The sequence below is a fragment of the Microcoleus sp. Z1_A1 genome, from assembly GCF_036700305.1.
Classification (GTDB): Bacteria; Cyanobacteriota; Cyanobacteriia; order Cyanobacteriales; family Microcoleaceae; genus Microcoleus.
In genome coordinates, this window is record NZ_JAUBOR010000004.1 from 119,457 (window position 1) to 143,606 (window position 24,150).

Below are 24,150 nucleotides of genomic sequence, written 5' to 3' on the forward strand. Positions count from 1 at the left end.
ATTGACCGCCTGACTTGAGATATTGGATGACCGATGGGGGATGGGGGTTAGTTGTGCAAGGGATCAACTCGTGCTCTAGAAAAATCCCAAATCTCAAATCCAAAATCCAAAATCCAAAATCCAAAATCGAATGATCCACCGCCGTCTGCAAGAGAAATTCATTTTATGCCTTGGTCTCGTATCCTGAGTGGAATAGTTGCGATCGCCCTTGCTTTGGGAATGATTATTATGGGCGGATGGTACTTCACCGTCGGCTTTGGAGTCATCGTCTACCTAGGCCAATTGGAATATTTTCAATTAGCCAGGGCGAAAGGTATTGCACCCGCTGCCAAAACTACCTTAGCCGTCAGTCAAGGGCTATTAATTACTGCCGCCCTAGCACCGGAACTCGTAGATGCCATGTTCCCTCTAGCGGGAACCTTAATCTGTTTCTACCTGTTATTCCAACCTAAATTATCGACGATCGCCGATATTGCCTCCTCAGTTTTAGGATTGTTCTACGGCGGTTATTTGCCCAGCTATTGGGTACGGCTGCGAGTCGGCCTCGACCCAGCCAATCTTGCTACAACCCAATTTTCGCAAGCAGTAGCAAGCAATTTGCCCGTTAACATTTACTCGCCGCCGTCTTGGACAACTTCTAGCCATATATCTTTAGGATTGACTTCGCTGCTGCTGGCTTTCTTCTGCATCTGGGCCGCTGACATTGGAGCTTATTTTGTCGGCAAATTCTTCGGGCGCACTAGCCTATCCCACATCAGCCCCAAAAAAACCGTTGAAGGTGCCGTATTTGGAGTTTGCGGCAGCATCGCCGTGGCAGTCGCTGGTTCTTGGTATTTACACTGGCCGGGGTGGCTGTATACTGGGGCTGCTTTTGGTCTGTTGATTGGGGTTGCTAGCCTGTTGGGAGATTTAACTGAGTCGATGATGAAGCGAGACGCCGGCGTTAAGGATTCGGGACAGTTGATCCCCGGTCACGGCGGCATTCTCGATCGCACCGACAGTTATGTTTTTACCGCGCCCTTAGTCTACTATTTTGTCACTTTACTATTGCCCGCGATCGACTCTTTTTTAAGTGACATCCTCCTACACTGAATCAAAAATTACAGTGTAGGCTTCCAAACCTCACGATTTGGCTTTCCTAGTTCTTCCCTTGCGGGACTTCGCCTCTGACGCCGACTGACTTTCATCAATCCCCGGCAGACCGACTGCATAGGCATTTTCTATTCCGCTGAGTCCCAGCGTACTAAGTTCTAGACCACGCAACCTAATGACTTCTGATGCTGCATGATCTCTATCTGTCTCATATCCACACTCACTACATCGATGCACTCGTTCAGAAAGTTCTTTTTTACCCGTATGCGTTCCGCACTTAGGACAGGTTTGAGACGTTCCATTTGGATCGACCCGCAGGAAGTAGACTTGATGTTTCTTTGCTACCCACTCCAGCAGGTTGAGAAACTGACCAAAAGCGGCATCAAGGGTATGTTTTCTCAACATCCCTCTCGACATTGCTTTCAAATTCAAGTTCTCAACAAACACCATCCCAATATCTTCTTTGGTACACAGATGATTAGCCAGCTTGAATTGCCAATCTTTCCGAACACTCGCGATGTGGTTGTGGAGTCTAGCAACCTTAATTCGAGCTTTCTCACTGTTCTTAGAACCCTTTTTCGTTCTGGCATACTTACGTTGCAGCAATTCCAGCTTGCGGTACAAGGATGCCAGGAATCGGGGTCTAGCGATAAACTCTTTATCCGAGGTTGTCAAAAATTTCTCCAATCCCAAGTCAATACCCAGTGCGTGTCCATGAGGTTGTGCATCGGGTATCGATACGTCAGATTCTATTGTGATTACCACTTCCCATCTGTCAGCTTTCCTCAATACCCTTGCCTGTTTGACCACAAACCCCTGTGGGATAGGTCGATGCACATTAATGGGTATCTTCCCAACCTTGGGGAGAGCAATCTGCCACCATGTAATCGGGTTGGTCTTGAACTGAGGAAACAGCATGGACTTTATCTGTCCAAACTTCTTGAAGCGAGGAAAGCCAAACCCCCGCGACTGAAAATAATTCCAAGCATCATGCAATCTACGAATAGTAGTTTGCAGAACTTGAGAAGGGGCTTCTCCCAACAATGGGAACTCTTTCTTCGCCTTGGGGAGTGTGTTCTGTTGTGCGTAATAGGTGGGAAATGTCTTGTCGGCTGGAATGATATATTCTCGTTCCAGGGAACAATAATCTAAACTACACTTACGCGAATTCACCCAATCTTTGATTTCTCGCAAAGCGTAATTATAGACCTTGCGAGAAATTTCCAGCCAATGCAGCATGGTCTGCTCTTGGCTGGCGTCGGGATAAATTCGGTAGCAGTAGTTCATAATCAGTGTCATGAAGATAATTATAACACGGTATTGACCGTCTATAGACCTTCACCTATTGCAGATTTTACGCCTGATTGACCGGATAAAATTTGCTTGGGTGAGTCCATGTATCCCAACGCCAAATCGGAGATTATGGCGTGGGACTTATATCTCCCCCAAACCCCCTCAAACAGTTAATCGGTAATTGGGAATTGGGAATTGGGCATTGGGCATTGGGCATTGGGCATTGGGCATTGGGCATTGGGAATTGGGCATTGGGCATTGGGCATTGGGTATGTATTCCCAGGCTCTAGCGAGGAACCAGGTTAAAGTCAACTGTCAACTGTCAACTGTCAACTCTCAACTGTCAACTCTCAACTAACTAAGGTAAAACTCTAATTCCCCCCCGACAAACAATCTCCCCCGGACTCAAAATCAACTCTTCTATCTCAACTTCCGGCCCAAAATCAATTTTAAAACCATTGAAATCACTGCTCTTTAATTCTCCATCCATTTCGATTTCGGGTGATTCAAACATCAATTCGCGACCGCTGGCTATCCGCAAACCAGTCCGCAATACCAAAGGAATTTGCCTACCGCCAGCGCGCAAAATTGTCGCCGAAAGCGTCAACACACCCGCCTCAATTGCGATCTGCGAATTTTGCAACTTCAGCGACTTTTCCCTATCTGTCAGCGGCAGCATAGGCAGCAAAAATTCGCTCAAAGCATCAGCCAGCAAAGGCGCTTTCAGCGACGCATTCAAATCCGCCTGACAGAGCCTCAAAACGCCTGTCACGGGAACGGATTCCAGGAGGCGCAGGGGTTTGCCTTTGAGAGCTTGACCGAGGTTGATGCGAATGCCACAGCCCTCTATGGCAACTTCAGTTAGGTGTAGTCCTTTATACACAGCACCTGTCGCGGCAGCCGTGACTTTGGGGATCGCACCGCTGAAGATTTGTCGATCGCTCCCCTCAATTTTCACCTTCAAGTCGTCCACCTGCTGAACTTGCGATCGCAGCCACAACTGCACCGCCGGAGACAGCACCGCGCTCGCGATCCGGCTGCCTTGACTCGGCTGCTCGCCGAGATTAATAGTCCCACCAGAGCCAGCAGCGCTATCTCTATTGTCAAATTGAAGAGAGTTTCGATCGACAGTCATAAACAATTTCAGAATATAAACCTTAATATTCAAGCACAGAAATTTAACTAGAACTTGCACATCTGGACTCAAAAACCCGATTTCTGCACAGATGTACCGCTGTCAACCTTTGATTTTTCTTAGAAACAGGGTTGATGAAAACCAGTCCGATTAACTCCAAAACCAAGCAGAAATCTGGCATCAGCAACGCCAGAAGCAGAAAAATTCTCACCTTTCTCCCCTTGGGATCTTTGGGTAGTTCACGAGTTGTGCGATCCCGATGAAAAATTCGCGATCGAGCGTATAAATTTAACCAGTAGTACGGAATTTATGGTAGTGTTGGTTTATGGTCGGGTCAGACCCACACCTTTCAAACCAGCCGCAAACCAACGGTGCAAACCTGTGCCTGCCGCGAGTCTTTTCGTCGTAGTTTTTGCACAGCATTCAGGGTAATGCCATCAGGACAATCTGCACCGGGCACAAGGACAATCTGCACTCTTGCCGGGCGTCCTGTAATAATTGGTCAGCATTATAATTTATTCCCAACCAGGAATTGAGCATTGCTAGTACGGTTAATCAATTAACCGTGTCGTGTTTCCTCCCCACCGTTCGCTCGTTGGGGATTTCCACACTCCCGTCATGTCTGATGAAAGGCTGCAAAAAATCCTCGCCCAGTGGGGCATTGCCTCTCGCCGTCTTGCAGAACAGATGATTGTAGCTGGACGAGTCCGAGTTAATGGCAATATTGTTCACTTAGGAGAAAAAGCGAATCCCGATCGCGATCTCATCCAAGTCGATGGAGTCCCGGTGAAACCAACGGATAAACCCGCAAAGGTGTATCTGTTGCTCAACAAACCGGCAGGCGTAGTTTCTACTTGCAGCGATCCAAGATCCCGATCGAAAGTTCTCGACTTGCTGCCACCCCAACTGCGTTCGGGTCAAGGCATCCACCCCGTAGGACGCTTAGATGCAGATTCCACCGGCGCCCTCTTGCTCACCAATGATGGTAAGCTGACATTTTGTTTGACCCATCCGCGTCACTCGATCGCCAAAACTTATCAGGTTTGGGTGAGCGGCGATCCCCCGGAACCCATACTACAAACGTGGCGTCAGGGCATCATCTTGTCCGGCCGAAAAACTTTGCCCGCGAAAGTTAAAGTTCTCGATCGCGCGCAAGACCAAACTCTGTTAGAAGTCATTCTATCAGAAGGCAGAAACCGACAGATTCGGCGAACAGCCGAGCTCTTGGGATATCCCGTGGTGCGCCTGCACCGCACAGCCATTGGCCCGATTCAATTGCAGCGGCCCGGTTCGCCAATATTGCCACCAGGCTGCTGCCGACCCCTAGAAGATGCGGAAATTATTTATTTATGGAATCTAGTCAACCTAACATCAATAAGCGTGCCAGTAAATTCCCAGGAGCACAGCATATGACAAAGAATTTATTGTTTTTATTCTTCAAAACCACTAAGCAGAAACTGCACTCCCAAGAGCCAGAACCAGCTCAGAAGAAGCTAGCGGAAATAGGAGCTAAACTCCGTCAGTACCGCGAACAGCAGTCGATTTGTTTGGACAAAGTAGCCGTGGTAACAATGATTCGGCGGAATCTGCTACAAGCAATCGAGGACGGTCAACTCGACCAACTTCCCGAACCCGTCTACACTCAGGGTTTGATCAAGCGCTACGCTGAAGCAATGGGTTTGGACGGAACTCAGTTTGCCGAATTTTTTCCGATCGAACCGCCGCCCCGATCGATAACCAAGCTATCTTGGCAAGATGGGCCTCAGTTGCGGCCGATGCACCTCTACCTCTTTTACACATTTCTAATTATCTGTTCGGTCAATGTCTTATCTCAATTGATGAGCGGTTCTGTTACCGCAAAAAACGGTGCGGGAGCCGAAGAACTAGCGCTTGGGCAGCAAGAACAAGCTCGCACCGCTGCTGAGGCATCAAGAGCCTCACAAAATCAGAAACCGGATAGTTACGAGGCTGTCGAAGCAGTAAGAACCGGTCAAAATTTAAATAAATCTGGCAATAAACCAGTAATGGTTAGCGTCACTTTTAAAGCAGAATCGTGGATGCAGGTTGAAGTCGATGGTAAAACAGAGTTTGAGGGAACTTTGCCGACCGGGACTGTTCGCACCTGGGGGGCTCAAAAGCAATTGGTAGTGGTAGCAGGTAACGCCGGCGGGGTAATGGTTGCTGTTAATAACGGACAAGCCGAACAACTCGGAGAGCCTGGAGTCGCTAAAGAAGTTGTTTTTAAAGCAAGCGAACTTAAGCCTTCAGCACCGCCCCAGAATCAAGGTTGACTGTTAATGGGTAATTGTTAATGGGTAATAGGTAATAGCGGGCAGTCCACAGAGTTTAATTAGAATGTCCGTCTTGATTCACTCATTACCAATTACCAATTACCCATTCTATCAAACCCGGTTGCATCGGAATAGTCAAATCCAGTCAACAGTCAATCGATTTTAGATTTTAGATTTTAGATTTTAGAATTGAAGCATTGACTTGCGCGAGATAAATACGTTCGGCAAGTTTCATGGGATACAGGTTTTTTATTTCTGGACGGATGAATCACGTGGCGGGTATCCTGGATGCTTTCGGTTAACAATCACGGATGGTGCAACCGGAATTGATAGAATTCATCTGCGTTAATCTGTGTTGCATCTGCCTGTATCTGCGGTCAAGAAAAGATAATTTCTGAACCGCCCCGGACAAGGGATTGACGCTGATTCACGCAGATAAAGAGAAGAGAGATAGGAATAATTCCGATGTTAACAGGTTTGATATTACCCATTAACAATTACCAATTACCCCTTCCCGACAATCAATGTTTATTAGGAGCGCGCCCGGAGATGTAAGTCATAGTTTTTAGCCGATCGCCCACTTCCCAATTCACAGCTTCTGGCCGATACCGCCAGCCCCAATTTCCCTCTGGTTTCCCCGGAAAATTCATCCGCGCGTCAGTACCTAAACCCAACAAATCTTGAAACGGCACAATTGCCATATTAGCAACAGAAATCCAACCCATGCGGATTAAAGACCAGTGAATTCCTTGGGGATCGATGCAGCCCAAATAACGCATAACCTCATCTCTTTCGTAGTTTTGCAGTTGATTGAACCAGCCGACAGTCGTGTCGTTGTCGTGGGTACCAGTGTAGACTACGGAGTTGCGATCGTAATTGAAAGGCAAAAAAGGATCGCCCGGACCACCGGCAAAAGCAAACTGCAAAATCTTCATTCCTGGAAACTCGTATCGATCGCGCAAAGCTTCCACTTCTGGAGTAATTACCCCTAAATCCTCAGCGATAATCGGCAAGTTGCCAAACTTCTTATTAATTAGATCCAACAAAGCTGTTCCCGGCGCTTTAATCCACTCTCCCTCGATCGCAGTTTCTTGTCCGCGCTTCACCGCCCAGTAAGCGTCAAATCCTCGAAAGTGGTCGATCCGAGTCACATCTACATAAGAGAAAATCGCTTCAAAACGCTGCACCCACCACTCAAAATTAGTTGCTTGCAACTTCTCCCAATTGTATACGGGGTTGCCCCACAATTGACCTGTATTGCTGAAGTAATCAGGGGGAACTCCCGCCATTAAAGCTGGTTCTCCGCTGGCTTCATCCAAGCAAAATATTTCGCGATGAGACCATACATCGGCGCTATCGTGAGCTACATAAATCGGAATATCGCCAATAATTTTAATGTCCCGCATATTAGCATAGCGTTTCAACTCCGTCCACTGGCGAAAAAACTCAAACTGGACGTATTTGTAGTAATAAATCTCAGCATTTAGCTGCTGGCGCCACTTCTCTAGCGACTCTGGCTCTCTACGGGCAATTTCTGGTTCCCAATTGTTCCAGCTAACACCGCCAAAGCGATCTTTTAGTGCCATAAATAAGGCGTAATCTTCCAGCCAATTCTCTTTGCTTTCGCAAAAACCTGAGAATTCTTTTTGCTGGATCTGGGATGCTTTGGCTTTGAAGTTTTCGCAAGCTTTTTTGAGCAAAGGCACTTTCAGGGCGATCGCTCGATCGAAGTCTACATAATCCAGCGGAAATTCTGGTAAATTAGCGAAGTCTTCATCTGCGAGCAATTGCTGGTCCCGCAGCAGTTCTGGGTTGATCAGCAGCGGATTTCCCGCCATTGCTGAATAGCACGAATAAGGAGAATTGCCGTATCCTGTCGGGCCCAGCGGCAATAGCTGCCAGTATAGCTGGTCGCTCTCTACTAAAAAGTCAATAAAGCGATATGCTTCCATTCCCAAGTCCCCAATGCCAAATCGACTGGGAAAGGATGTGGGGTGGAGTAATATGCCGCTCGATCGGGGAAAAAGCATAATCTATCTAAAGATATAGGAATTTAACATTGACAATTTGACCGATATTCCCTACCAGTTAAACTTCGTAGTTTTTAGGGGGATTGTTAGGGCAAATACTTTTGTGATTGTCTCATATTTTCTGCGATCGCGTGCTGACCCCATATTTTTATAACTCTACTCATAAATCCTCAGTAGAGTTCAACACATCAAAATCCGAACTTACACGATCGCCCTACTTTCACAGCTAGGTTTTTTTACCCAGGCTCGTTTGCTGCAACAAAGTATGTTGCTTGAGCCTAGCCGGTTTCTGCCTAACCTTTAAACTTAACTTTTTTTGGGTTTTGCCCCATCTCTCTGCAGTCGTAAATTGCCCACAAAAAATCAGCCATCACTTAAGCAGAGCCCATGCACAAATCAGCCGGCTGTTTTGTATCTTTAAAAACAGCCGGCTGCGAAATTACTGGTGATAATGCTTAGTTCATGCTTGCTTGTTCAACAATTTCTGCACTTGTTTGAGAGCTATAGCGCCGACGTTGTAAGCCGCCCAGCCGCCCGCCAACAATACGGGCATCAATACTATTAGTATGCGGAAGTCAAAATCCATGAGTTCTCCTCCTAAAGTTTTTTAACAAATTCTCATAATCTATTTGTATCTCATTTTGTCGCCATTCTCCTGACTCTCTAAGCAAATATTCGGGATACGCAGGAGGACATCGCTCCCCAAGAATTGAGAGCGAAAGCGAAACTCCTGGGCGGATCTCGGCATTCGCTGCACCAATTATCCCACAATCTGTTTGGCAATCCCTTCCACAACCTTAGTTAGAGGGTCGTTAGGGAAGTGCAGCGCAAACACCCCCTTGCTGGCGAGCAGCATCATCTGGTCGCTGTGGGGCAGTACCCCTGCCACTGGGATGTCGTAAATACTCTCTACTTGCTGCTTCAAATCCTCGAAATCCAGCGATTCTGGGGCTTTGTTAATCGTCATCAAAATCTTGGGAACTTCTAATTTGCGGGCCACATCTACCGTGACAGCCGTTCCCTGAAAATCTTGCTGATCCGGACGCAGAATCAGCAGCAGGATGTCGGAAATGGTGATGCTGAGGAGGGTTTCTTCGTTGAGCCCCGGGTGCGTGTCTATAAATAGGTAGTCTAAGTTCAAAACCTCGATCAGTTCTTGAAAGCCGTCGGTAAGCAGTCCCACGTCGTAGCCTTCCCGCAAAACTCGCGCTATCTCGCCTGCTTTAATGCTCGAAGGAATCAGGTAGAGGCTGCCGTTACTGGCTAATTTTGGCAGCAGCGAACTCACATTGTAGGCCGTATCCGCGATCGGACATCGGCCCCACAGGTAATCGTTCAAGCAGCGATCCATATTGCTCTCGCTGAAACCGAACAGCACGTGAATCCCCGGTGATTGAATGTCTGTGTCCACAATGGCGACCCGATTTCCGCCGCGAGCGATAATAGATGCCAGGTTTGCTGTCGTGTTCGATTTGCCAGTTCCGCCCCGGTAAGAGTGGACAGAGATGATTTTGGACATGATCTGCGTATGAGGGTAAGAAACGGGGAGAACCCATTATGATGCAATTCTCGATGATACAGTCGAGTTGTCGGTCATTCTTCCTTGTCCCCCAAATCCTCCTTGTCTGCTAAACTATCAATTTTTTCATCTTTTATCATCTTTTGGCCGCCCCTGCGCTGCCGCATCTGTTTGGCTTTGGTTTGCAAATCGCTGAACTCGTCATCAGGTTTAGTTTCGGCTGAACTAGCACGACAACCGGTATCTATCGGGACACCCGTTTGAGAGCCGCTTTCCGATTCACTCACGGCGGCCCGCTGCTGATGCTGTTTGGCTTTTTCCTGCAACTGAGCTAAGTAATCGTCTGTCTGACTTTCGACCTTGGGAAGCTCTGGGGTAATGGCAATTATTTCTTGGGGTTCGGAAAGTTTTTTTTCAGAGGTTTCTTGTTTGCCAATCCTCAGTTTATCTTTCTTTTGCTGCAATTCTTTAAAGAAATCAGATTCTGTGATTTCTGCGACTTGCTGTTCTTTTTTGGCTTGGTCTATTTCGATTTTGAAGACTTGTTTTACTCGATCGCTAATTGCTTTCCCGTATCCGGCTTTATTAAATCTCTCTGCTGATACAATGCTACCGCCAGTTACGATTAATGCTAAGGCTGGCGCTGCCACAGGCACCCACCCTCCCAACAGAAAAATCCCAAAGCCGATCGCGCAGCACCCGGACAGCAGTGCTCCAAATGTCACCGTCAACTTCGCTGGGTGAGCCATCCGGGATGCCAAGGTTCCTCCCACAATTGACCATGCCGAAATCCACATGATTTCTGCCCATTCCGGCCAAAACCAAAACATCGGTCTGTTGTCTAAAACTGCACTCAGAATTTGGCTGACTACTTGTGCGTGTGCCACGATCCCCGGCATGAATTGGTTTTTTTGCTGTCGCCCACTGTAAGGAGTATAAAATAAATCTTTAACGGTTTCTGTGGTGTAACCGATGAGAACTATTTTATCTTTAACTAAATTCGGGTCAACTTTCCCTTCTAAAACATCGGTAATTCTGACTTGGTTTGCGACTGGCCGCCGGGAACGATAGTTAATTAATATTTGATATCCCCTGACATCGGCATTTTTGTATCCTCCGTCATTGCTTGCTAGTTGTTTTAATTGAGTTTCTCCCAGCCATAAAGATTGATCTGGTGCCAGTTTGGGATAGATTTTTTGCCCTTGCAGGTAGCGGAGTGCTAGCTGGAGGTTGAAGGAATATAAAACTTGAGAATTGTCATTGCAAAGATGTTTTTGGGCAGAAGAGTTGCCCTCAATTTTCGGCGGTTTCATAAATAATAAAGCTCTGCGGAGTATGCCACCGGGATCGACTCCGAAATCTGCAAATCCCACCCGGTTTTGTGGCAGCCCCGGCGCAGGCGGAGAACCGGGATTGTCCGGGCTTCCGTCGGTGACTAAACATACCCCGATCGTTCGATCGCTTTTTTGTAAAAATTTAGTCAATTCCTCGCGCCCGTCTCCTAAAGGTACGTCTCGCAGTACATCTAAACCGATGACTGCCGGCTGCATTTTTTCCAGTTTTTGTAAGATTTCAGCTATTTTGCGATCGGATATTGGCCACTGATTCAGTTTCTGAATGTCTGCTTCGGTAATCCCCACAACTAGCAAACGCGAGTCTGGCTGTTCATCGGGACGCCACCTCACCATTTGGTCGTAAGCGCTTAATTCTACTGGTTCGAGTATTCCTAGCTGTCTGGCTCCCATCAAGGATAATGTTACTGCCGCGCTGGCAATTAATACAGACTTAGCCAAGAAGAGTGATGGTTTATACCTTTGACTCACTTGAGCCACTGCCGATCGAATTTTGTTAGATATTTTACTCATTATCCCAGCATAAAAGTTTGACTCGTTTCTGGAACAGCAGTTGTTTCACATTCCCCACCTGCCGGAGACTTCCTCCATCTTAGAACACTCGGAAACTCCGACCGCTTTGTTACAAAAATTTACCTTACGTAGCGACCAACTGTATCCAATGATACTTGCGACCTAGGCAACCGGATTTTTCCGACAGAGAATCCACTTGCCGCTCGAATTAATTAATGTTATTGATGATATGTCAAGGTATAAATTGTGTATCTGCGCCCTCGACTAGCATCTCAAAAATATTTATCGCCATCAGCGAATGCCTGTGTTTGCAATTATAGTGAAAGGTACAACAAAATGAAATGTTTTCTACATCGGGCTACACTTGCCGTCGCCGTATCTGCGATCGCAGCTACCCTACCCAGTTCACTTGCACCGATGCGCGCACAATCCCAGCCGCTTCTGCTGAGTCAAAATGTTAATTTCAAGCCTCCCGATGTAACAGCCCCCGCCAACCGACAAGGAGGAACACATCGCGGCAACAAGCTTTGTCCAGCGGGTTTATCTATTACTCCTTTAGTACCTCCAACTAATATCGGTTTAACCCTAACGGATTCTCCCACAATTTTTGTCTATGTTCCTCAAACCTCTGCAAAAATAGAGTTTACTGTGCTCAACGACAAGGAAGAGGAAGTCGTCTACGAAAAAACATTTAAACTAGACAAATCTGGGATTGTTGGAGTTACTATTCCTGCTACCGTGGACAACAACAAATCCCTTGAAGTTGGTAAGCGATACGTGTGGTCATTTTCGCTAGTTTGCGACCCCGAAGACCGATCTGCGGATTTAGTTGTTAAAGGGTTCGTGCAGCGAATTGAACCGCAGGCAAATCTCAAGAGCGAGTTGGCAAATCCCGACCCCATGACTAGGCTCAACGTTTATGCTCAAAATGGGATTTGGTACGAAACTATCGCTACTTTAGCCCAAATGCGGCGCCAGACACCGGGGGATGTGAAGCTGACAGCCAAGTGGACGCAATTATTGCAGTCCCAAGGACTGGAATCAGTTGCAGCTCAACCACTGGTTGCGCCTCTTTAAATCTCGCTATTTCTTGAAGTTTTGTCGATCGGCCGATGGCGATGTGAAAATTGACCACGAATTTCTTCATGTGGTACCCGCCACGTGATTTATCCGTGGAATGAATCCAAAATCCAAAATCGAAAATCCTCAAGAAAGAGCATTTATCCGTAGGGTCGCCTCTAAAATCTAAAATCTAAAATCTAAAATCGATTGACAAATTTACTCGATCGCGCCCGGAGCTAAAACTCCGGGTTAACATTAGAGATGTACTCTATAAATATTTCTACAAGTTGGTGGAAAAATGAAACGTTTTATAAATTTTACTGCACTGGTGATGACTGTATTGGCGATCGCCGTTACTCTCCCCAGTTTGCTGACACCGATGCAGGCTGGACCCGCACCAATCCTGCTGAGTCAGAATGTTAATTTCACACCTCCCGATGTAACAGCCCCCGACAACCGGCAAGGCGGGACGCATCGAGGCTGTCAGTTGCGGGAAGGTTTATCCATTACTCCCTTAATACCTAAAAGCAATATTGGTTTAACGCTAACAGAGTCGCCAACATTTTTTGTATATGTTTCTCAACCAGCGGCTCAAGTAGAGTTTATTTTGCTAAACGAAGATGAATCCGAAGTAGTTTACGAAACTACTTTAAAAAATGACAAAGCCGGAATTGTTGGAGTTAGCCTTTCTGAGAAAGACAAGACAAAAAATATTGAGGTTGGTAAGCGATATGTGTGGTCGTTTGCACTAGCCTGCGATCCTCTGGAGCGTTCTGGAGATTATATTGTTAAAGGATGGATGCAGCGAATTGAACCCCCGGCAAATCTCAAGAACGATTTGGCAAATCCCGACCCTATGGCTAAGGTGATTGCTTATGCTAGAAATGGGATTTGGTACGAGACTCTTGCTACTCTAGCCGAAATGCGGCGCCTCGCACCCAATGATTCGCGGCTGACGACCGAGTGGACGCAATTGTTGCAGTCCCAAGGACTAGAATCGATCGCAGATCAACCGCTAGTTCAGTCTTTTTAATAACGACTCTTGACCAATCATTGCTGAGTGTTTGCATAGTCAATTCTTCAATTATTCAATCCAGTGACCGAAAGCAGCCAGGGTACAAGCCCCCGTTCTTATCCTGGTACAACCCAAAAATACTATCCGATAACCAGTCCCCGGATTCATCAGTGATATCGCTTTCTTCAATTCTCCAATTCTTCAATTCTTCAATCCAAAATCCAAAATCTAAAATCTAAAATCGATTGATGGCTAATAACTTTCCGACAATTCTAGCTCTTGATTTTGACGGTGTGATTTGTGACGGACTAATCGAATATTTCCAAACCGCTTGGCGTACCTACTGTCAAATCTGGAAACCAGTCGAAACAGTGCCCGATCCAGATTTAGCTTTGAGTTTTTACCGAGTGCGGCCCGCCATCGAAACCGGTTGGGAAATGCCACTGCTAATCCGCGCACTGCTGACAGGAATTTCTCCAGAGCAAATTTTGCTAGAGTGGCCCAATATAGTACCGTATTTGTTGACCGAAAATAATTTAAAAGCGCAATCTGTCGGTGCTATGTTAGACGGATTGCGCGATAATTGGATTGCTGAGGATTTATCTGGGTGGCTGTCTTTGCACCGCTTTTATCCAGGGGTTGCCGATCGCTTGCATTCGTTGCAAGGGAGTTCTGTGAAAGTGGCGATCGTCACTACAAAGGAAGGCCGTTTTGTGCGGGAACTTTTGCAGCTAGCAGGCGTACAAATGCCGCAGGAGTTAATTTTTGGTAAGGAATACAACAAGCCGAAACACCAAATTTTGCGGGAATTTTTGGCTGCGTCTGGCAAAGATTCGACTATTTGGTTTGTGGAAGACAGGTTAAAAACTTTGCTGTCGGTGAAGCAGCAGCCGGATTTATCTCAGGTGAGGTTATTTTTGGCTGATTGGGGTTACAATACTTTGCCAGAACGGGAATCTGTGGCTCAAAATCCACCAGTTCAATTGCTTTCTCTGTCGCAGTTTGCCGGAGATTTTGCCGATTGGCTGCCGATCGACTGTTGATGTTAGATTTGTTCACAGTGGTGATTTTTTTCGCTTTTCAGATTTTAAAAAAAATCACAAAAATTTACATTTTTTTGGTTGACTTTTGCGGCGTAGACATGGTATTTTAATATAATGGGATGGTGGCAAAAATAATATTTTGGCCACCATCCCATTATAAGATAAATATAACAGAAATTTCTCAAAAAAGCAAGCCGATCGACAAAAAAAAAAGGTTTTTTTTTAGACTATTGCAGGTACTCTTGACCTCAAAAACCTGGTTTTTTTACTATTTCTGGGGGCGCGCACGCACGAAGTGTTTTAGTTAATTAAACCGCGTCTATCACAAAAAAACCAGATTCGGAACCAAAAAATTGAAAAGTGTTTTGATAATTTATCAGCTTGAAAGCTTTCTAATATTGAGACTTAAAACCCATGCTCGATTTAACTAAAGCAGCCAAGGCAATGCAGGGAATGAGCCAACATTTGAATGTGGAAGCGGCTGCCGCTCGCCAACGTTTGGAAGTGGCTCAGAATTTGCTGGTAAAGGCTGCAGCGGAACAGGAAAAATTGGTGGAATTGCAAGAGAATTGGCGCGATCGCACTTTATTCAATGCTGCCACGCCGATCGAGCCCTTAGACGATCGCACCTACATCACCGCACCCCCCGCCTCTCACACAGTCTTTGCCACAGACGGATCGCAAATTTCCCCCAACCATCACGAAATAGCCTACTGCTACCTGCTAAACGTCGGCACAGTCATGCTACACTACGGCCAAAGTCGCCACCCAGTTTTAGACAGCGTACCCGAAGTTTTCTACAAACCCGAAGACTTGTACGGTTCGCGACAGTGGGGAATTAGAACCGAAGAATGGATGGGATATCGGCGAGCAGTTTCCGAAGCAATTGCCTTAGCAGAAATGGGCTGCAATTGGGCAAAAGTTAACGACAATAAATTGCCCGCGCCAGCTTTAGCAATGGTAGACGGTTCCCTGATTTATTGGTTTTTGGAACAGTTACCCACCGAAGCGCGCGATCAAATTTTGCTGCCAATTTTAGAATCTTGGGACAAGTTGCGTTTAGCAGGAATTCCGCTGTTAGGATACTTAAGCGCTTCTCGCAGCAGCGAAAGTTTATCTTTTTTGCGGTTTGAAGCTTGCACCCACGAAGTACCAGACTGCATGACAAATTGCCCGAACGTCGGATTTGCCGCCACAATTTCTTTCGCCGACAAAGCACCTTGTCAAGAATTTGAACCCTTGCGGGATGCCATATTGTGGGCAACAATCCTGTCACCGGGACAAAGAAGCCCTTTGTGGAAATCCCAAGCTCGAATTTTAGATTTGTACGGCATTAATTCCGTCTATTTCTGTTACGTTCACGTTGGCACAGAAATTGCTAGAATAGAAGTGCCGGAATGGGTAGCACAAGATACAGCACAGCTAGATTTAGCATTAGGAATGATGCTGGCTCAAGTACATAAAGGCGGCGGGTATCCGGTGACGCTAGCAGAAGCTCACAATCAAGCGGTAGTCACGGGGGGCGATCGAACTCGCTTTTTCGCTTTGTTAGAGCAGCAAATGATTAAAGCCGGCTTAAAAAATGTCGGAATTTCTTATAAGGAAACACGGAAGCGCGGCAGTATTGCTTAAAGTAATAAGTACAGTCCTGGCCGCAGAAAGCGGGTTTTTTACGGAAATACTGAAATTGAGCTTTTAACACAGAGAAAAAACCCGCTTTCTTTGGTATTGATACGTAATTTATGTAGAGTTAAAATAGAGTTAAAAATGTTATATGCCAATAGAAATAATTATCTTAATTGCTTCCTTACTTGTATCTTGGCTAGTCTTTAATTGGGCTTTTAAAGTATTGAAAGCCAGCATCGGGACAGCGATTGGTTTAGCAGCAATTGTGCTGGCGATGCAGTTATTGTTTGGCATCGGCCCAAACCAGCTTTTCCAACATATAATTCACTTGCCGGAAACCCTGGGGAAAATAATTTCAGGCAAGTGAGCCGATTTTAGATTTTAGATTTTAGATTTTAGATTCTTTTAGATACCCGACTTCTTCAAGAAGTCGGGTATCTGGGTATTCGGATAATTTTCCCTCTTATCGATAATTCATCCGTGTATCCGTGTCAAAATCCGTGTCGTGCCCTCCTTCATATACTCACATCTTGCACCATTCTCAAGAACAGGCTTTTCGGCCTGTTCCACAAAGAGTGAATTGTCTTGTGGAACAGGCCGAAAAGCCTGTTCATAAAAAGCTTATTGAGAAGGGTGCAACATCTCAGTATATTAACTTCCCAGCATTTGCAACTTGTACAAACTGGCATACAACCCTTCTAGCTGCAACAACTCTTCGTGGCTGCCCGACTCTACTAACTGCCCGCGTTTGAGCACTAAAATACGATCGACATTTCGGATAGTCGAGAGCCTGTGGGCAATAATTATCGCCGTTCTGTCAGCCATCAAACGCTCTAGAGCTTCTTGAATTAAAGCTTCCGTCCCCACATCCAAACTAGCAGTTGCCTCGTCTAGAACTAAAATACTGGGATTGCGAATAGCCGCGCGAGCAAAGGCTAATAATTGCTTTTGTCCCCCCGAAAGATTGGTTCCCCGTTCCCGCAATTGCGTATCATAACCTTGAGGCAACTGTTCGATTAAACGGGCAACATTTGTCTTTTCTGCTGCTGCTTGAATTTCCTCAATCGAGTAACTTTCTCCCAGGCTGATATTGCTCTTCACGTCACCAGCAAATAGGAAGCCATCTTGGATAATCACGCCTATGTGCCTGCGTAACTCTGCTTGAGGCAAATCCCGAATATCCACATGATTAACCAGAATCCGTCCTCGGCTAGGTTCGTAAAGGCGGCACAGGAGACGGATAATCGAACTTTTGCCCGCACCGGTGGGGCCAACTAATGCTACTTTTTCGCCGGATTTGATGGTGAAATTGAGATTTTGCAAGACATATTCGTCTTGTTTGTAAGCAAACCACACGTTGTCAAATTGGATTTCTCCCGATTCTGAATTATGCCATTTGGCATTTTCTCCTCCCCTAAGCTTCGGGGGGTTGGGATTGTTAGGCACTAAACGATATTCGGAACTTGCTGGATTTTGATGATTATCTGGCAATTCTCGATCGAACGGAGACAAGTTGTAAGCCGTTGACTCTGGATGTCCAGTTATCAACAACGGTGAATAACCTGCCCTTCTTCCTTCTTCCCTCTTCCCTCTGGCTTCAAACATCCGTGTATCCGTGTCAAAATCCGTGTTGTGCCCTTCCTTCTTCCCGCTAGTTGGATCTTTAATTTCGATCGGTTCGTTGAGAATATCGCTAATCCGTTCGACAGCGGTAAATCCTGCTTGAATCGCGGTAAATTTCTCCGCAAATTGCCGCAGCGGATCGAAGAGACGCTGAGCAAATAAAATGAATGCCGAGAGAGTACCGAAGTTAAGATTACCCGCTAAAACCCTTTGGCCGCCCATCCACAAAACTGCTGCAATCGCCACTAAAGCAATCCATTCTAATGTCGCAGATACGGCTGAGTCGTAAAATATAGTTTTGTCAACTGCTTTAATGTACCGTTTATTGGTGACACGAAACAATTCGGAGTTGAATCTTTCGCGGCGGAATAGCTGCACTACGCCAATACCAGTCAAGTTTTCTTGCAGTTGGGCGTTGAGTTCGGAAAGTTCTTCTCTGGTATTGTAATTTGCTATGCGATATTGGTACTGAAAATAAACTATGACAGCGGTAATTGGTATCATCATCAGCACCAACATTAAAGCTAGTTGCCACTGCATAGTAAACATGAAAATGGCAATTACTAAAATTGAAAATAAATCGCTGACAATGCCGATCGCCCCTGAAGAGAAAACCTCTCCCAAAGCTTCTACATCGCTGGTGAGGCGAGTCATCAATTTACCGACAGGAGTGCGATCGAAAAATCTCACTGCTAGCGATGTGACGTGGGCGAACAAATCATTTCTAATATCTGTAGTAATTATTTGCCCTACTTTCGTGACTAAATAGCCTTGAAGTGATTGCAGTGCTAATCTAAGTGTTATAGTTAGCATGAGCAAAACTGCCAAAATATTCAATGCAGCAGATAGAGGCACTCCCCGCAAGAATTCGTAGGTAGGTTCCGAGCGAATTACCGAAATTGCCTGTCCGATGAGAATGGGTTGAATTGCTCCTGAGACTGCTAGCGGTACTAATAGTACGATCGAAATAATCAGCAAGCGTTTGCTGCGGGTTGCGTAAGATGCCAACCTCATGAATAACCGCCAGTCTGTTTCCTGGCCGGATTTGTTTTTGGTGTCTGCTACTGGTGAGGAAAGAGTCATCCGATTTTAGATTTTAGATTTTAGATTTTAGATTGCAGAAGCTATTATGCTGCTAAATTCGGCGGCTTTTTGTGAGGATATCGAGCTTTTTTTTCGCTGCGCGGCTTGTAGGGCCCGCGGGCGAGATCAGTTCGCTCAGCTTTGAGCAAAAAAGCTGTACAATATATCCAACTAATAATTGTAGCAAATAGAGTCAGTCAAATTAGGAAATATTGTGCAGATCCAGCAAATTATCAAACCTGACAGCGCTCAGTCACCCATATTTATTACAATTGCGGATATCCGCTACTTGCCACTTTATGCCTTTAGACATAGAGTTGACCACTGGTTTTAGTTACTGTGTCAAATGCTGGGTTTTCAAAATGCAGTTCACTGCATTGAAGAAATTGATTTTACATTTCACCGTCGTCCCAATGAAAGTGTATTAGCCTTTTTGGGTATAACTTATGCAAGAAATAGAGACAGCCCGATTGTATCTGAGACAATTTACGCCAGACGACTTAGATGAGCTGTACCGCATCTACAGTGATGCAGAAATAATGAAATACTTGAGAGGAGTTAAAACTATAGAAGAAACAGAAATCGCCATTCATACTATGCTCAAACGTTGGGCAGAAAACAACTTCGGAATGTGGGCTTTAGTACATAAAATAGACCATAAAATGATTGGTCGCTGCGGACTGGCTTTTCTGGATCAGACACCGGAAGTTGAGCTGGGCTATGCGCTAGACAAACTTTATTGGAATCAAGGATTGGCGACTGAAGCATCTTTTGCTAGTCTCAACTATGGATTTAAAATATTAAAATTGGAGAGAATAGTTGCGATCGCCCGCCCAGAAAATATCGCCTCCCAGCGGGTAATACAGAAAGTTGGCATGAAATATGAAAAAAATGCTCGTTATTACGAAACTGATGTACTATATTATTCTATATCGCGAGAAAGTTACCAGGCAAAAGTAGTTTTGTAAGGCGTGCGTTGCACACCTTACTGCATTTAAATTACTCACATTGCAATTTGTCATTATTTCCTGCTGACAACTACGAAGTCCTTTGCAACTGCTTGTTAACTTTTTGAATTTTCTTAGCAAAATACTCTTGTCTGTGTCCCAATTTTTTAGCCACGTCCAACCCTTTTTGATAGGATTCCAAAGCTTTATCGTAAGCCTTCATCTCCTGATAAACTTGACCGATATTGTCATAAGTGTTCATCAATCCGTAGAAATTGTAAGCCCGCTCTTCTAACAGCAACTGCATTTGATAAATCCGCAAAGTCGGCTCCCACTGCTTTTGCGATCGATAAAGTAATGCTAATTTATCTAAAGCTTCGCTAGCTTGGGCATACTGTTGAATGGGGACGGCTAAATTGTAGGCTTCCTGATAGTATTGAGCTGCTAAGTTGATTTGACCTATGGTTTGGTAATCACTGGCGATCGCAATTTTGAGCGGTGGTATAGCGCTGGGAGTTTGTAAGTTAAGATACACTGAGGCTAGTTTTTCCCTTGCTGCGATCGCCTTTAGGGGTTGTTTCGACTGCTGGTAAACATAGGCCAACTGTCTCAGAGTATCTACCTCAGTTGGAGGAGTTACAGGCTGTGGCGGTGCGCCGTTTCCCGCAACAACAGCAGAAGTTTGCACAGCAGAATTAGCAGCAAATAAATCGCGGTTTTCCTGAATTAAAGTTGCCAATTCCTCATACACGGGAGCAGCTTTATCGTAACTCAACCAATTAATGTGAATTAGCCCGATCGCCTTTAAAATCTGACCTTGGGCCAATATATCTTGGTTTTGGCGCGCATTTTCGAGAATTTCTTGGTAAACTTCTACAGTCGGCCCTTTAGCGCGCACCTGCTGAAAAGCCGCAGCGAAGGCGGGTAGCAACTCAGTATTAAGTGGTACTTGGGATTTGACTTCTTTTTGAATTGCTTGCAACCGTTTGGTAATAAGCTGTAGTTCGAGGTTTTTACCATTACTCCAAGCAACACTTCCCACCCGACTCAAAGCAGCAATTTCCGCCGCCGGGCCCAGATACCTCCGCAGCCGCAATTCTCGGAACCAAATTTCAAAAGCACCCGCGCCGTCTCCAGCTTGCAGTTTAGTCGCTGCTTCTAAGTTTAACTCTTCCAAAGCCGCTGTCAGTTCGTCCCGCTGAGTGCTGCTCAAAGATTCGTTAGCAGGAGCTAGGGGATCGGGTGTGGTAATTTCTAGAGGATTAGGAGAAAATTGATCGAGGGCTGGTGGATTAGTTTGGGCGCTAGCAATAGAACCAGCACACAGCCACAAGAAAAGCAAGCACCCAATTGGTACAGAACTTCTCATTCTTAAAATTTGGTTGCCGCGATTCGGCATCTTTTCTGGAAACATCAAGTTTTGCATATCTACAAAACGGTATAAATTATGTCACAAAGATGGCACAAAAGCAAACAGTTCAACAAGAGCAACAAAATAAATGTCACCGCACTGAGCAATTATTGGGATTTAAAGACGCTGGGCGATCCTCTTCGTTGGCGTAGCCCCCGTAGGGGCGGGCTTCGCCAACGCATTTTACGCTTATTTAGTCTAGCCCTAATTCTCTTAACTGTTTGCACAGCTTGCGCCCCCCCTCCCGCAGTTGCAAAAGACCGCTCTTTTCCAGAATTGTCCCTAGAATTTTTGGGCGAGTACGAATTGCCAAAAATGAATTTTGAAGGAGTACCCGTCGGCGGTTTGTCAGGAATTACCTACGATCCCAAAGGTATTAGCGAAGTCACTTCCAAAGCTTATCGCTTTTACGCTCTTTCCGACGACCCCAGCGAAAACGGAGAAGCGAGATTTTACAGTCTCCGACTCGACCTCACATCAAGTGACCCAGCAAATATTCGCCTGAAAAAAGTTACCGTTGACGGCGTTACCTCCCTCAAAAAATCAGACGGTGAAACCTTCTCTTGGGGTTCCATAAATCCCGAAGGCATCGCCCTTTCTCCCCGCAATTCAATATTTGTCGCCAGCGAAGGCGTTACTCATGTGGGCATCCCTCCTTTTCTCGGAGAATTTGACCTCAAAACCGGGCAAATGCGGGGAAATTTGCCGATACCAAAGCGCTATATTCCCGATGCCAGCGATGAAAAACAGCAGCAAGGAGTGGTGGACAATTTAGGTTTTGAATCTTTAACTATCGACCCAGAAACCTTTAGTCCAGGCGGTCTAGACCCGTTTCGTTTGTTCGCAGCTACGGAAGCCCCGTTAATGCAAGATTTAGACCCAGAACAGGCAAGCAAACTTCGTCTTTTACATTATATCATCGTCGATAAAACGCCGCAATTAGTCTCAGAAAATCTTTACACACTAGACCAGGTTCCCATGACTATTTTGAACGGTTTAACAGAATTAGTGACAATCGGTGGCGGTCAGATTCTGAGTTTAGAACGTTCTTTTGGCCTGTCGGGATACAGCGCTAGGATTTATCAAGTAGCGGTTGGGGCGGCTACAGATACTTCGAGAATCCAGAGTTTCAAAGGACGAGTGGCCGTCGAACCTGTTAAGAAAAAGTTGCTCCTAGACTTAAGCCAACTCGGAATTCCGCTGTACAATTTAGAGGGGATGACCCTCGGCCCGCGCTTGCCAGATGGCAGCCAGAGTTTAGTTTTGGTCAGCGATGACAATTTTGATGAAGCGCAGAAAACTCAGTTTATCTTGTTGAGTTTGAAGGGCAAAGGTTAAGTCAGAAGGGCGGGCTAGAAGCCCACCCCACCCCACAATAAAATTTATTCTTTGTGGAACAGGCATCTTGCCTGTTGATGAAAACCGTACAAAAAAATTCACTCTTTGTGGAACAGGCATCTTGCCTGTTCATAAAAAATTTAAATTACATTTATCCAACTATAAAATACCCTAATTATGCCAACTCGTAATACTTTGCACTTACCAGACATTGAACTTTCCTACCTAGAATGGCAGCCAGACACAGGGAAAGAAAAATCTCCCCGTTTGCTGCTGTTACACGGTTTAGCAGATAGTGCGTGTGTCTGGACTAACTTGGGCAATTACTTGTCCAACCGCTATCATATTGTAGCGCCAGATATGCGCGGTCACGGAGAGAGTAGCAAACCGAAAACAGGCTATACTTTTGAAAGTGCGATCGCAGATTTAGAAGCTTTGATGGCACATCTCAACTGGCCAGACGCCCACATTTTAGGACATTCTTGGACGGGAAAACTAGCACCGATTTGGGCGAGGCAAAATCCCGATCGCTTTTGCAGTATGATTTTAGTAGACCCCATCTTCATCACCAAAATGCCCGCCGCGATGAAACTCACCCTGCCAATTGTTTACCGAAAATTAGACTGTCTCAAATGTGTGGGCCCGTTTGCGACTTTATCCCAAGCAGAAGCAGCGGCAAAACAATCGGGAGAATTCGCAGATTGGAGTGATGTGCAGCAAATGGTATTCCAACAGCAAATCGAACCAAAATCCGACGGAAATTGGGGCAGTAAATTTGCGATTACAGCCAGAAATCAGATATTTACAGAAGTGATGAAAGTTGCCGGTTTAACTGAAAATATTGAGATCCCAACTTTGTTTGTACAGCCGGAAAAAGGCGTAAATCGCATGGCTTGGCAAATGCAGCCATACAAGAGATATTTGAAAAATCTTACTGTTGCAAAAGTACCGGGGAATCACTGGTCTTTTTTGACTCAACCGGAAACTTTTAATCAAACTGTGGCAGATTTTTTAGAGGGTACAAGACAGTGAATGTAGAAATTATCGCACATCGGGGATTTTCGGCGATCGCCCCCGAAAATACTTTAGCAGCTTTTGAACTGGCGATCGCCCGTGGAGCTCATTCGATCGAATTTGACATCCAGCTATCCGCCGACAACGTACCAGTGATTTTTCACGACGCCACATTAGATAGAATCACTGGAGTTTCTGGCAAAGTTAGGGAAACAACCCTGTCTCAATTGCAGACACTTAATGCGGGAAAATGGTTTAGCGATGAATTTTCACAACAAAAAATTCCTACCTTAAAAGAATCATTAGCTATCCTCAAAAATGTTGACAAATTTCTTTACTTTGATGCCAAGCCGCACTGCGAGTGGTCGGATGCAGATGTCGCGGATTTTGTCAAGACTTTGAAGGGCGAAGAAATCCAACACAAATGCGTTATTACCTCCTTTAACGATGGATTTCTGGAACAAGTGCGGCGGCTATCTGGCGATTTGGCGATCGGACACATTGTTGCTAATCTAGAAGCATACAAAACTCAATTTGCTCAAGCTGTGGCGCATCAGGATAATTTGATTAGCAGCCAGTACCGCGTGTTGCTGGAAAACCCCGCACTAATTCCAGAAAGCCGGAGTCAGGGAGTTGACATTGTAGCCTGGACGGTGGACGATCGAGCGGATATGCAAAAGTTAATTGATTTGGGTATAACGCGGATAGTCACTAATTGTTTGATATAATTTGTTTAACTTGATATCTTGCACCATTATCAAGA

20 protein-coding genes are annotated in these 24,150 nt (G+C 45.6%); 12 read left to right on the forward strand and 8 right to left on the reverse strand.

Annotated elements, in window-relative coordinates; all coding sequences use genetic code 11:
• Positions 1–165: 165 nt before the first annotated feature.
• Entirely contained in the window at positions 166–1,092 is a 927-nt protein-coding gene (locus QT973_RS04045) for a phosphatidate cytidylyltransferase (protein ID WP_333053043.1), read from the forward strand.
• Positions 1,093–1,122: 30 nt separating this feature from the next.
• On the opposite strand, the gene QT973_RS04050 is transcribed toward QT973_RS04045, so the two are convergent.
• Positions 1,123–2,391 carry a transposase gene (locus QT973_RS04050; protein ID WP_333209715.1) on the reverse strand — a complete coding sequence of 423 codons (1,269 nt, stop codon included), beginning with the start codon at positions 2,389–2,391 and terminating at the stop codon, positions 1,123–1,125.
• 352 nt (positions 2,392–2,743) lie between these two features.
• Complete coding sequence (locus QT973_RS04055) at positions 2,744–3,520, reverse strand: DUF2993 domain-containing protein (RefSeq protein WP_333339435.1); 777 nt, start codon at positions 3,518–3,520, stop codon at positions 2,744–2,746.
• A 618-nt stretch (positions 3,521–4,138) separates the two neighbouring features.
• On the opposite strand from QT973_RS04055, the gene QT973_RS04060 reads away from it, so the two are divergent.
• Both QT973_RS04060 and QT973_RS04065 read left to right on the forward strand, forming a co-directional pair.
• Complete coding sequence (locus QT973_RS04060) at positions 4,139–4,933, forward strand: pseudouridine synthase (RefSeq protein WP_333053147.1); 795 nt, start codon at positions 4,139–4,141, stop codon at positions 4,931–4,933.
• Positions 4,930–5,811 carry a RodZ domain-containing protein gene (locus QT973_RS04065; protein ID WP_333053039.1) on the forward strand — a complete coding sequence of 294 codons (882 nt, stop codon included), beginning with the start codon at positions 4,930–4,932 and terminating at the stop codon, positions 5,809–5,811. Before QT973_RS04060 ends, QT973_RS04065 begins: the two co-directional genes overlap by 4 nt.
• A 521-nt stretch (positions 5,812–6,332) precedes the next feature.
• On the opposite strand, the gene malQ is transcribed toward QT973_RS04065, so the two are convergent.
• The 4 genes from malQ to QT973_RS04085 form a co-directional block, all read right to left on the reverse strand.
• On the reverse strand, positions 6,333–7,841 hold the full coding sequence (gene malQ / locus QT973_RS04070; protein ID WP_333053038.1) for a 4-alpha-glucanotransferase: 1,509 nt from the start codon (positions 7,839–7,841) through the stop codon (positions 6,333–6,335).
• Between the two features lie 460 nt (positions 7,842–8,301).
• Positions 8,302–8,427 (reverse strand): photosystem II protein Y, encoded by a 126-nt coding sequence (locus tag QT973_RS04075; RefSeq protein WP_333053037.1) that lies wholly within the window; start codon positions 8,425–8,427, stop codon positions 8,302–8,304.
• A 174-nt stretch (positions 8,428–8,601) separates the two neighbouring features.
• A complete protein-coding gene (locus tag QT973_RS04080; RefSeq protein ID WP_333053036.1) occupies positions 8,602–9,360 on the reverse strand; it encodes a MinD/ParA family protein in 759 nt (252 codons plus the stop codon).
• Positions 9,361–9,434: 74 nt separating this feature from the next.
• A complete protein-coding gene (locus QT973_RS04085; RefSeq protein WP_333232029.1) occupies positions 9,435–11,225 on the reverse strand; it encodes a CHASE2 domain-containing protein in 1,791 nt (596 codons plus the stop codon).
• Between the two features lie 336 nt (positions 11,226–11,561).
• Between QT973_RS04085 and QT973_RS04090 the strand changes: the two genes are divergently transcribed.
• The 5 genes from QT973_RS04090 to QT973_RS04110 all read left to right on the forward strand — a co-directional run bounded on the left by QT973_RS04090 (position 11,562) and on the right by QT973_RS04110 (position 16,338).
• Positions 11,562–12,302, forward strand: coding sequence for a DUF928 domain-containing protein (locus QT973_RS04090; protein WP_333053034.1), 741 nt, complete (start codon positions 11,562–11,564; stop codon positions 12,300–12,302).
• Between the two features lie 283 nt (positions 12,303–12,585).
• Positions 12,586–13,320, forward strand: a complete 735-nt coding sequence (locus QT973_RS04095; protein ID WP_333260147.1) for a DUF928 domain-containing protein — start codon at positions 12,586–12,588, stop codon at positions 13,318–13,320.
• 230 nt (positions 13,321–13,550) lie between these two features.
• Positions 13,551–14,345 carry an HAD hydrolase-like protein gene (locus QT973_RS04100; protein ID WP_333053032.1) on the forward strand — a complete coding sequence of 265 codons (795 nt, stop codon included), beginning with the start codon at positions 13,551–13,553 and terminating at the stop codon, positions 14,343–14,345.
• A gap of 414 nt (positions 14,346–14,759) precedes the next feature.
• Positions 14,760–15,977: a DNA double-strand break repair nuclease NurA gene (locus QT973_RS04105; RefSeq protein WP_333053031.1), complete on the forward strand. Its 1,218-nt coding sequence runs from the start codon at positions 14,760–14,762 to the stop codon at positions 15,975–15,977.
• A 142-nt stretch (positions 15,978–16,119) separates the two neighbouring features.
• Entirely contained in the window at positions 16,120–16,338 is a 219-nt protein-coding gene (locus QT973_RS04110; protein ID WP_333053030.1) for a hypothetical protein, read from the forward strand.
• A gap of 284 nt (positions 16,339–16,622) precedes the next feature.
• Here the strand turns inward: QT973_RS04110 and QT973_RS04115 are convergent, their stop codons facing one another.
• The gene (locus QT973_RS04115) at positions 16,623–18,677 is read right to left on the reverse strand and encodes an ABC transporter ATP-binding protein (protein WP_333390679.1); all 2,055 of its coding nucleotides are present in this window, start codon (positions 18,675–18,677) and stop codon (positions 16,623–16,625) included.
• 446 nt (positions 18,678–19,123) lie between these two features.
• Here QT973_RS04115 and QT973_RS04120 point away from each other — a divergent pair, with 446 nt between their 5' ends.
• Positions 19,124–19,645 carry a GNAT family N-acetyltransferase gene (locus QT973_RS04120; RefSeq protein WP_333053027.1) on the forward strand — a complete coding sequence of 174 codons (522 nt, stop codon included), beginning with the start codon at positions 19,124–19,126 and terminating at the stop codon, positions 19,643–19,645.
• 70 nt (positions 19,646–19,715) lie between these two features.
• Here QT973_RS04120 and QT973_RS04125 read toward each other — a convergent pair whose 3' ends face one another.
• Positions 19,716–21,038 carry a tetratricopeptide repeat protein gene (locus tag QT973_RS04125; RefSeq protein WP_333232037.1) on the reverse strand — a complete coding sequence of 441 codons (1,323 nt, stop codon included), beginning with the start codon at positions 21,036–21,038 and terminating at the stop codon, positions 19,716–19,718.
• A 33-nt stretch (positions 21,039–21,071) separates the two neighbouring features.
• Between QT973_RS04125 and QT973_RS04130 the strand changes: the two genes are divergently transcribed.
• The 3 genes from QT973_RS04130 to QT973_RS04140 all read left to right on the forward strand — a co-directional run bounded on the left by QT973_RS04130 (position 21,072) and on the right by QT973_RS04140 (position 24,115).
• Positions 21,072–22,373, forward strand: coding sequence for an esterase-like activity of phytase family protein (locus QT973_RS04130; RefSeq protein WP_333053023.1), 1,302 nt, complete (start codon positions 21,072–21,074; stop codon positions 22,371–22,373).
• 177 nt (positions 22,374–22,550) lie between these two features.
• A complete protein-coding gene (locus tag QT973_RS04135; RefSeq protein ID WP_333053021.1) occupies positions 22,551–23,405 on the forward strand; it encodes an alpha/beta hydrolase in 855 nt (284 codons plus the stop codon).
• Positions 23,402–24,115 (forward strand): glycerophosphodiester phosphodiesterase family protein, encoded by a 714-nt coding sequence (locus tag QT973_RS04140; RefSeq protein WP_333053019.1) that lies wholly within the window; start codon positions 23,402–23,404, stop codon positions 24,113–24,115. Before QT973_RS04135 ends, QT973_RS04140 begins: the two co-directional genes overlap by 4 nt.
• The last annotated feature ends 35 nt before the right edge of the window (positions 24,116–24,150 follow it).